This is a genomic window from Streptomyces sp. NPDC093225 (assembly GCF_044753805.1).
In the GTDB taxonomy this organism is placed as follows: Bacteria; Actinomycetota; Actinomycetes; order Streptomycetales; family Streptomycetaceae; genus Streptomyces.
This window is the reverse complement of the sequence record NZ_JBIVNX010000003.1, coordinates 20,455-27,779: the sequence shown is the minus strand read 5'-3', so window position 1 is coordinate 27,779 and position 7,325 is coordinate 20,455. Positions and strand designations below refer to the sequence as shown.

The 7,325-nt window shown below is 75.0% G+C and carries 8 protein-coding genes; all 8 read left to right on the top strand.

What is annotated here, in order from left to right; all coding sequences use genetic code 11:
* Window positions 1-120 precede the first annotated feature (120 nt).
* The 8 genes from ACIQCH_RS04090 (at window position 121) to ACIQCH_RS04055 (ending at window position 7,233) form a co-directional block, all read left to right on the top strand.
* Window positions 121-297: a daptide-type RiPP gene (locus ACIQCH_RS04090; protein ID WP_402577705.1), complete on the top strand. Its 177-nt coding sequence runs from the start codon at window positions 121-123 to the stop codon at window positions 295-297.
* Between the two features lie 91 nt (window positions 298-388).
* Window positions 389-562 (top strand): daptide-type RiPP, encoded by a 174-nt coding sequence (locus ACIQCH_RS04085; RefSeq protein ID WP_402577703.1) that lies wholly within the window; start codon window positions 389-391, stop codon window positions 560-562.
* A 67-nt stretch (window positions 563-629) separates the two neighbouring features.
* Entirely contained in the window at window positions 630-809 is a 180-nt protein-coding gene (locus tag ACIQCH_RS04080) for a daptide-type RiPP (protein WP_030193711.1), read from the top strand.
* Window positions 810-944: 135 nt separating this feature from the next.
* Window positions 945-1,718, top strand: a complete 774-nt coding sequence (locus ACIQCH_RS04075) for an ABC transporter ATP-binding protein (RefSeq protein ID WP_402577701.1) — start codon at window positions 945-947, stop codon at window positions 1,716-1,718.
* Entirely contained in the window at window positions 1,711-2,451 is a 741-nt protein-coding gene (locus ACIQCH_RS04070) for an ABC transporter permease (protein WP_402577699.1), read from the top strand. The genes ACIQCH_RS04075 and ACIQCH_RS04070 overlap by 8 nt, the downstream gene beginning before the upstream one ends.
* Window positions 2,452-2,471: 20 nt before the next feature.
* Window positions 2,472-4,121 carry a daptide biosynthesis intramembrane metalloprotease gene (gene mpaP, locus ACIQCH_RS04065; protein WP_402577697.1) on the top strand — a complete coding sequence of 550 codons (1,650 nt, stop codon included), beginning with the start codon at window positions 2,472-2,474 and terminating at the stop codon, window positions 4,119-4,121.
* Window positions 4,122-4,276: 155 nt separating this feature from the next.
* On the top strand, window positions 4,277-6,934 hold the full coding sequence (gene lanKC, locus ACIQCH_RS04060; protein ID WP_402577695.1) for a class III lanthionine synthetase LanKC: 2,658 nt from the start codon (window positions 4,277-4,279) through the stop codon (window positions 6,932-6,934).
* Window positions 6,931-7,233 (top strand): hypothetical protein, encoded by a 303-nt coding sequence (locus tag ACIQCH_RS04055; protein WP_402577693.1) that lies wholly within the window; start codon window positions 6,931-6,933, stop codon window positions 7,231-7,233. The genes lanKC and ACIQCH_RS04055 overlap by 4 nt, the downstream gene beginning before the upstream one ends.
* The last annotated feature ends 92 nt before the right edge of the window (window positions 7,234-7,325 follow it).

Sequence of the window (7,325 nt, the reverse complement as noted above, 5' to 3'; positions counted from 1 at the left end):
CGAGACCCTCGAGGCCCCGGGCTGGGTGACGATCGGCGGCTTCTCCGCCGGTGTCGCCTCCGCCGCCTCCGCGGCCGTCATCTCGGCCACCATCGTCACCTGATCCCGAGGAGCCCCGCGATGAGCGACCACGCGCACCCGCAGCAGTCGGAGGCCGTCACGGCCTCGCACCCCGCGGACGGCCTCGAGCTGGGCCTGCAGGAGCTGGAGGCCCTGGAGGCCCCGGGCTTCTGGACCGGCTTCTCCGCCGCCGCCAGCGTCTCGGCCGTCGTCTCGGCCACGGCCGTCATCACCTGAGCCCGGACGACGGGCCCCGCGCCCGTCCGCCGGCCCGGCCCGACGCACCACCACACCCACCCAAGACACCCGTCACAGAAGGAAGTCCGTCATGAGCGAGCAGTTCGACAACAAGACCGAGATCGCCGCCTCCAAGCCGGAGGAGGGCCTGGAGCTGGGTCTGCAGGAGCTGGAGGCCCTCGAGGCCCCCGGTTTCTGGACCGGCTTCTCCGCCGGTACGGCCATCAGCGCCGCCGGCATCGCCTCCGCCACGATCGTCACCTGATCCACCCGCGGGGCACCTCCCGCAGCACGACCACGGGACACCCACCTCACGAGAAAGGACGGACGACATGAGCGAGAAGAACGTCGGCCACCGGGCCGAGACCGCCGTCGCCGCCCCCGAGCAGGACCTGGAGCTGGGCCTCCAGGAGCTCGAGGCCCTCGAGGCGCCGGGCTGGATCACCATCGGCGGGATCTCCGCGGGCGGAGCCGTCTCCGCCGCCGTGTCCGCCGCGGTGATCATCACCTGATCGGCGCGTCCGCACCCGCGGCAGGTCCGCCCGGCCCGTCCGCGCAGACCACCGCAGTCGAGTGAGCCGGGGCCCCCGGCCGGGACCTCCCGGCCGGGGCCCGGCCTCGGCACCCACACCCGTCAAGGAGCCGTGATGAGCACCACCCCGGCGATCTCCCTCACCGGACTCACCAAGAAGTTCAAGGACGTCACCGCCGTCGACGACATCACCGTCGACATCCGGGCGGGCCGCGTCACCGGACTCCTCGGCCGCAACGGCGCCGGGAAGACCACCACCATCCGCATGCTGCTGGGCCTGGCCCGCCCGACCTCGGGAAGCGCCACCGTCCTCGGCAGCCCGTACGGCGCCCTGCCCCGGGCCGCCCACCGCGTCGGCGTCGCCATGGACGCCATCGGCCCCGTCGTCGGCGCCACCGTCCGCGGCGAACTCCTCACCTGGGCCGCGTACCTGGGCCTGCCCCGGCGCCGCGCCGACGAGGTCATCGGCTTCACCGGCCTGGCCGGTGCGGAGGACCGACCGGTCTCCGGCTGCTCCACCGGCATGAAGCAGCGCCTGGCCCTGGCCACCGCCCTGCTCGCCGACCCCGAGGTCCTGATCCTCGACGAGCCGGCCAACGGCCTCGACCCGGACGGCATCCGCTGGCTGCGCGACACGCTGCGCGAGCTGGCCGCCGAGGGCCGCACGGTGCTCGTCTCCAGCCACCAGCTGGCCGAGGTCGAGCAGACCGTCGACGACATCGTCGTCATCCAGCGCTCCCTGCGGTACGCCGGTCCGCTCGCGGAGCTCACCGAAGGCGGCGCGCACCGCCTGGAGGACCGCTTCTTCGACCTGGTCGACGCCGCCGACCGCGCCCCGCGCCCCACGGCCGCGACCGCCGCACCCGAGAGGGACCTGATCCGTGCGTAACGTCATCCGCGGGGAGCTCCGCAAGGCCGTCACCGGCCGCCAGTGGTGGATCCTCCCCCTCGCCGGAACCTTCCTGTGCCTGCTGTCCACGTTCGGATTCGCGGCCGAGGGCCACAAGGCCGTCCTCGCCGGCGGGTCCGCACAGGACGTCACGAACGACATCGCCCGCTCCTGGATGATGATGTTCCTCTTCGCCTCCCTCTCCGGGGCGATCCTCGTCTCCCGCGAGTACGGCCACGGCACGATCGGCCGCTCCGTCCTCCTCGCCGGGTCCCGCACCCGGCTCCTGACCGCCAAGGTCGCGGTCGCCACCGCCGCCGGGGCGGTCTTCGGCCTACTGGCCGCCGGCCTCGGCGCGCTCGCGTGCGCCACCGCCGGGCTGCCGTACGGCGACTCGCCCGCCTTCACCGGGGAGACCGGCCTGATCCTCGCCGGGGTGTTCGCCTGCTCCCTGCTGGCCGCCCCCTGGGGCGCCCTGGTCGGCTGGATGCTGCGCAACCAGGTCGCCGCGGTCGCCCTGCTGATCACCCTCACCCTCGTCGTCGACCCGGGCGTCCAGGCCCTCGCCCCGGACGTGGCGAAGTACCTGCTCACCATCGCGATGAGCGCCGTCTACCACGACGCCAAGCCCGACCTGCTCCCCGTGCCCTGGGCCTTCGCCGCCATCGCCGGCTGGCTCACCGCCGCCTGGTTCGCCGCGCACCGCCTGGTGCGCACGCGCGACATCATCTGAAGCCCGAAGGTGCCGACTCCATGCCCGTACTCACCCTCCCCAAGAAGCCCCCGACCGCCACCGAGCCCGACCTCGACTTCCCCCGCACCTCCGGGTCCGTCGAGGTCCACGAGCCCACCGAGCCGGACGCCCCCTGGGTCGTCCAGCGCGGTGAGGCCCAGCACTTCCGCGTCGGCGCCGACCTCGGCCGCCTGATCCGCGCCCTCGACGGCAGCCGCGACCACGAGCAGCTCGCCGACGTCCTCGGCGACCCCTGGACCCCCGGCGACATCGACACCGCCGTCCGGCAGCTCGCCGACAGCCGCCTGCTCGACGACGGCACCCCGCCCCGCAAGGTCCGCCGGATCAAGCTGGTCCCGCCGGCCACCATCCAGTTCACGGTGCTGCGCCCGGACCGGGTCCTCCGGCGGATGCTCCCGCTGATCCGGCTGCTGGCCCACCGCTCGGTCTCCGCGGCCGCCACCGCCGTGGCCCTCGGCGGCCTGCTGGCCCTCGCGATCTGCGCCCCGCAGCTGGGCGACGCGGTCTCGCGGCCGATGGAGATGTCCGCGTACCTCGCCGTGCTGTTCGGCGTCATCGGCACCACCGCGGTCCACGAGTTCGCGCACGGCGCGGTCCTCACCCACCACGGCGGCCGCCCCACCCGCATGGGCTTCATGCTCTTCTACATGTCCCCGGCGTTCTTCTGCGACGTCTCGGACGGCTGGCGGCTGGGCAAGGCCAAGCACCGCGTGCAGATCGCGCTGGCCGGCGTGTTCGTCCAGGCCGTCGCGGCCGGCGCCGCCGCCGTCGCCGCGCTGTTCACCGGCTCCGGGAGCGGACTGCGCGAGCCCCTGCTGGTCTTCGCGCTCACCACGTACATCACCTGCGCGGTGAACCTGCTCCCGCTCGTCAAGCTCGACGGCTACATCGCCCTGATGAGCCACCTGGACATCTCGCACCTGCGCGAGAAGGCCATGACCGACGCGCTGTGCGCCCTGTCGAAGTTCGCCTTCGGCGGCCGCTACCGCCGCGAACTGCCCGACAAGCCCTGGGCGGTCGCCTACGGCTTCGCCTGCATGCTCTTCCCGCTCTACCTCGTCGGTACGGCGCTCACGCTGTGGTCCGGCATGCTCCAGCGGCTCGGTGTCACGGGCGCCGTGTGCTTCGCCCTGGGCCTGGGCTACCTGCTCTTCCGGGTCGGCAAGGGCTGGTACAAGCTCGCCGTCACCGCGAAGCTCTCGGGCGCGAACCCGTACCGGATCCTCGGCGTCTGCATGGCCACCGCCGCCCTCCTGGGGGCCGCCGCCACCGGCATCACCGTGCCCGCCACCGTCTCGGCCGGCTACACCGTCGCCGCCGACGGCTCGGTCAGCCTGGTCGTACCGGAGGGCGCGGGCGGCCGCCTCCTCAAGGAGGGCGCCCACGTCCAGCTGCGCCGCAATGGCCTGCTGTCCCGGCCGCCGCTGACCACCGGCCGCCTGACCTCCTCGACCTCCACCCCGCAGAAGGCCCCGCTGTCCGCGCTGGTCCCGGTGTCCGGCGGATCCGACCTGCTGCCGGTGCGCGGCTACCCGCTGAGCGTGGCCGCCGTGCCCGCCGAGAAGTCGGGCGTCGCCGAGGTGGACGCCGGGTCCCACCCGCTGTGGAAGTGGCTGGCCGTCACCTACCTGACGCCGGTCCTCCCGTAGGGGCGTCAGGCCGTGTCTTTCGGACGACACGGCCCAGCCCCGGGCCTGCGCCTTCGACGTCGCGTCGGCCGGGCTGCCGGCCGGTCATCCGGCCGGCTCCCCAGCCGCCGCGGCGCGCCCCACCCGTCCCATCCGACCGGAGCCTGGAGACCGCCATGAGTCTGCGTCACATCGCCTACTGCCCGCCCGGAACCGTCTACTTCGACAAGCCCACCGCCGGGCCGGCCGGCGGCGAGGAGTACCCGCTCGCCGGCGCCGAGCTCCCGGCGGGCTGGACCCGTACCGCGCTCGGCGAGTGGACCTGCCTCGCCCCGCCCGAGGCCGACCTGCCCCTGCAGGGCTGGAAGGTCCACGTCTCGGCCACGCTGGAGTCCGCCGACGGGGTCCTGGACGTCGTCCGCGACTACTGCTTCGCGCACCCGATGATGTTCAAGTTCCTGACCAGCCCCACCATGCTGATGCTGCGCAACAGCAAGTACGGCGACCGGGGCAGCAGCGGCAAGTTCATCACCCTCTACCCGCGCGACGACGCCCACCTGGAGACCGTCCTGCGGGAGCTCGGCGCCCTGCTCGAGGGCAACGACGGCCCGTACATCCTCAGCGACCTGCGCTGGAAGGCCGGCCCGCTGTACGTCCGCTACGGCGGCTTCGCCGCGCGCCTGTCCCGGCAGCCGAACGGCGAGACCGTGCACTGCATCGAGGACCCCGAGGGCCGCCTGGTGCCCGACGTGCGCGGCCCCTCCTTCAAGCCGCCGGCCTGGGTGGAGCTGCCGCCGGTGGTCCGGGAGGCGCTGGCCGAGCGCAACAGCGGCGGCGGCCTCGGCGCGTTCCCCTTCAAGATCACCCAGGCCCTGCACTTCTCCAACGGCGGCGGCGTCTACCGCGCGGTCGACACCCGCACCGACGCCGAGGTCCTGGTCAAGGAGGGCCGCCCGCACGCGGGCCTGGACCAGCTCGGCGCCGACGCGGTGACCCGCCTGCAGCGCGAGCACGACGCGATGATCGCCCTGGAGGGCCTGGACGCCTTCCCCAAGGTGCTCGACTACCGCCAGGGCAGCCAGCACTGGTTCCTCACCCGCGAGTACGTCGACGGCAAGCAGCTCGGTGGCGAGATGGTCCGCCTCAACCCGGTCGTGCACTCCGCGACCGACCAGAGCGAGACCCTCGACCCGGCCGCGTACACCGCCTGGGCGCTGGACGTCCTCGACCGCGTCGAGGCCGCCGTGACCACGATGCACGAGCGCGGCCTGGTCTTCGGCGACCTGCACCCCAACAACGTCCTCATCCGCCCCGACGGCAGCGTGGCCTTCATCGACCTGGAGACCACCCGCCCGGCCGAGGGCCACAGCGGCCAGGCCATGGGCGCCCCCGGCTACTGCGCACCGGCCGGCACCACCGGCACCGCCGTCGACCGGTTCGCCCTGGGCTGCCTGCGGCTGAGCGTGTTCCTGCCGCTGACCACCCTCATGCCCTGGGACCCGGAGAAGTCCGAGCAGCTGATCGAGCTGGTCCAGGAGCGCTTCCCGGTGCCGTCGGACTTCGGCGACCGGGTGCGCGCGGAGCTCGCCCTCGGCGCCGAGCTGGAACTGCCCGGGGCGGCGGACGTGGTCCGGCCGCTGTGGAGCCTGCCCGCGGCCGCGCCCGACGCGCTGGTCGAGGCGGAGGGGCTGGCCGCCCTGGCCGAGCGGGTGGGCGAGGGCATCCTGGCCACCGCCACCCCCGAGCGCACCGACCGGCTCTTCCCCGGCGACATCGAGCAGTTCGCGCACCCCGGTGGCGGGGTCGCGGTGGCGCACGGTGCCGCGGGCGTGCTGTGGGCCCTGCACAACGCGGGCCTGCCGGTGCCCGAGGAGCACGTGGACTGGCTGGTCACCGCCGCCCGCGAACTGGAGGACCCGCGCCCGGGCCTGTACGACGGGCTCTCGGGCATCGCCTGCGTGCTGGCCGGGCTCGGCCGCCACGCCGAGGCCGCGGAGTTCATGGACCGCGCGGCCGCGCTGCCCTGCGACGAGGCCGGGGACGGCCTCAACTCCGGTACGGCCGGACTGGGCCTGGCGCTGCTCGCCCTGGGACGCGCCGAGGACGCCCGGATCCTGGCGGTCACCCTGGCCGAGCGGATCCTGATGGGTGCCGCGGACCTGCCCGTGGCCGACCCGGAGGCCGCCGCCGACCGCAAGGCCAAGCGGCACCTGCCGGGCCTGCTCTACGGGGGCGCCGGCCAGGCGCTGTTCCTGCTGCGGGTGCACGACCAGCTGGCCCGGGAGGCGGGCGGACCGGTCGCGGACGAGCGGCTGGTCGAGGCGGCCGCCCGCATCCTGCGCCACGACCTCACCGAGTCGGGCCGGCTGCCCGGCGGGCCCGAGGTGCTGGAGCAGGCGCCCTGGCGCGGGCCGCACATCGCCTGCGGCAGCGCCGGCCAGGTCATCGCCCTGCACGAGCTGCTGCGGCACCGGCAGGACCCGGAGCTCACCGCGGTCTACGAGGCGATGCGCACCGACCTGACCACGGACTACCACCCCGGCATCGGCCTCTACACCGGCCGGGCCGGCGCCATGGCGGCGCTGCTGCACACCTTCGACGGCAGCACCGCCGCCCGGGACACCCTGCGGGCGCAGTTCGCGGGCCTGGGCTGGCACGCCGTACCGCACGACGGCCGGCTGGCGTTCCTCGGCGAGCACTCGCTGCGGCTGTCGGCGGACCTGGCCACCGGTGCCGCCGGCGTGCTGGCCGTGCTGGGCGCGCTGGCGGGTGCGGACCGGCCCGCGCTGCCCTTCCTGGACGCGCTCGGCCTGCCCGTGGCCGCCGGACGATGACCGCTCCGGCGCCCGGCGCGTACGGGACGAGCACCCTGGTGCGCATCGAGGTCACCGACCTGGCCCCGGCCGGGGCCGCCGCCGAGACGGCCGCCGTACGGCTGATCGCGCTGCTGCCCGCAGGGTGGCGCGCCACCCTGCGGGAGTGCGCGGCCGGCTGGGCGACCCTGAGCCTCACGCCCCCGGCGACCCCGGCGCCCCCGGCGGTCCCGCCGGGGCCGGGCGGGGCGGCCGCGGCCCGGGCGGTGGTGGACCAGGTGCTGCGGCACCCGGCGCTGCGCGGCTGGGCGCAGGTCTGACGGCCCTTCCGGCGGCCGCGGGGCCCGGGTCGGACCGGGCTCCGCGGCCGCCGCGGCGGGCCGCCCCGCGGAGGTGGTGCCGAGCACCCGCT

Coding starts and splice junctions, on each gene's coding strand:
- ACIQCH_RS04090 (WP_402577705.1), top strand. CDS start 121: ATGAGCGACCACGCGCACCCGCAGCAGTCGGAGGCCGTCACGGCCTCG.
- ACIQCH_RS04085 (WP_402577703.1), top strand. CDS start 389: ATGAGCGAGCAGTTCGACAACAAGACCGAGATCGCCGCCTCCAAGCCG.
- ACIQCH_RS04080 (WP_030193711.1), top strand. CDS start 630: ATGAGCGAGAAGAACGTCGGCCACCGGGCCGAGACCGCCGTCGCCGCC.
- ACIQCH_RS04075 (WP_402577701.1), top strand. CDS start 945: ATGAGCACCACCCCGGCGATCTCCCTCACCGGACTCACCAAGAAGTTC.
- mpaP (WP_402577697.1), top strand. CDS start 2,472: ATGCCCGTACTCACCCTCCCCAAGAAGCCCCCGACCGCCACCGAGCCC.
- lanKC (WP_402577695.1), top strand. CDS start 4,277: ATGAGTCTGCGTCACATCGCCTACTGCCCGCCCGGAACCGTCTACTTC.
- ACIQCH_RS04055 (WP_402577693.1), top strand. CDS start 6,931: ATGACCGCTCCGGCGCCCGGCGCGTACGGGACGAGCACCCTGGTGCGC.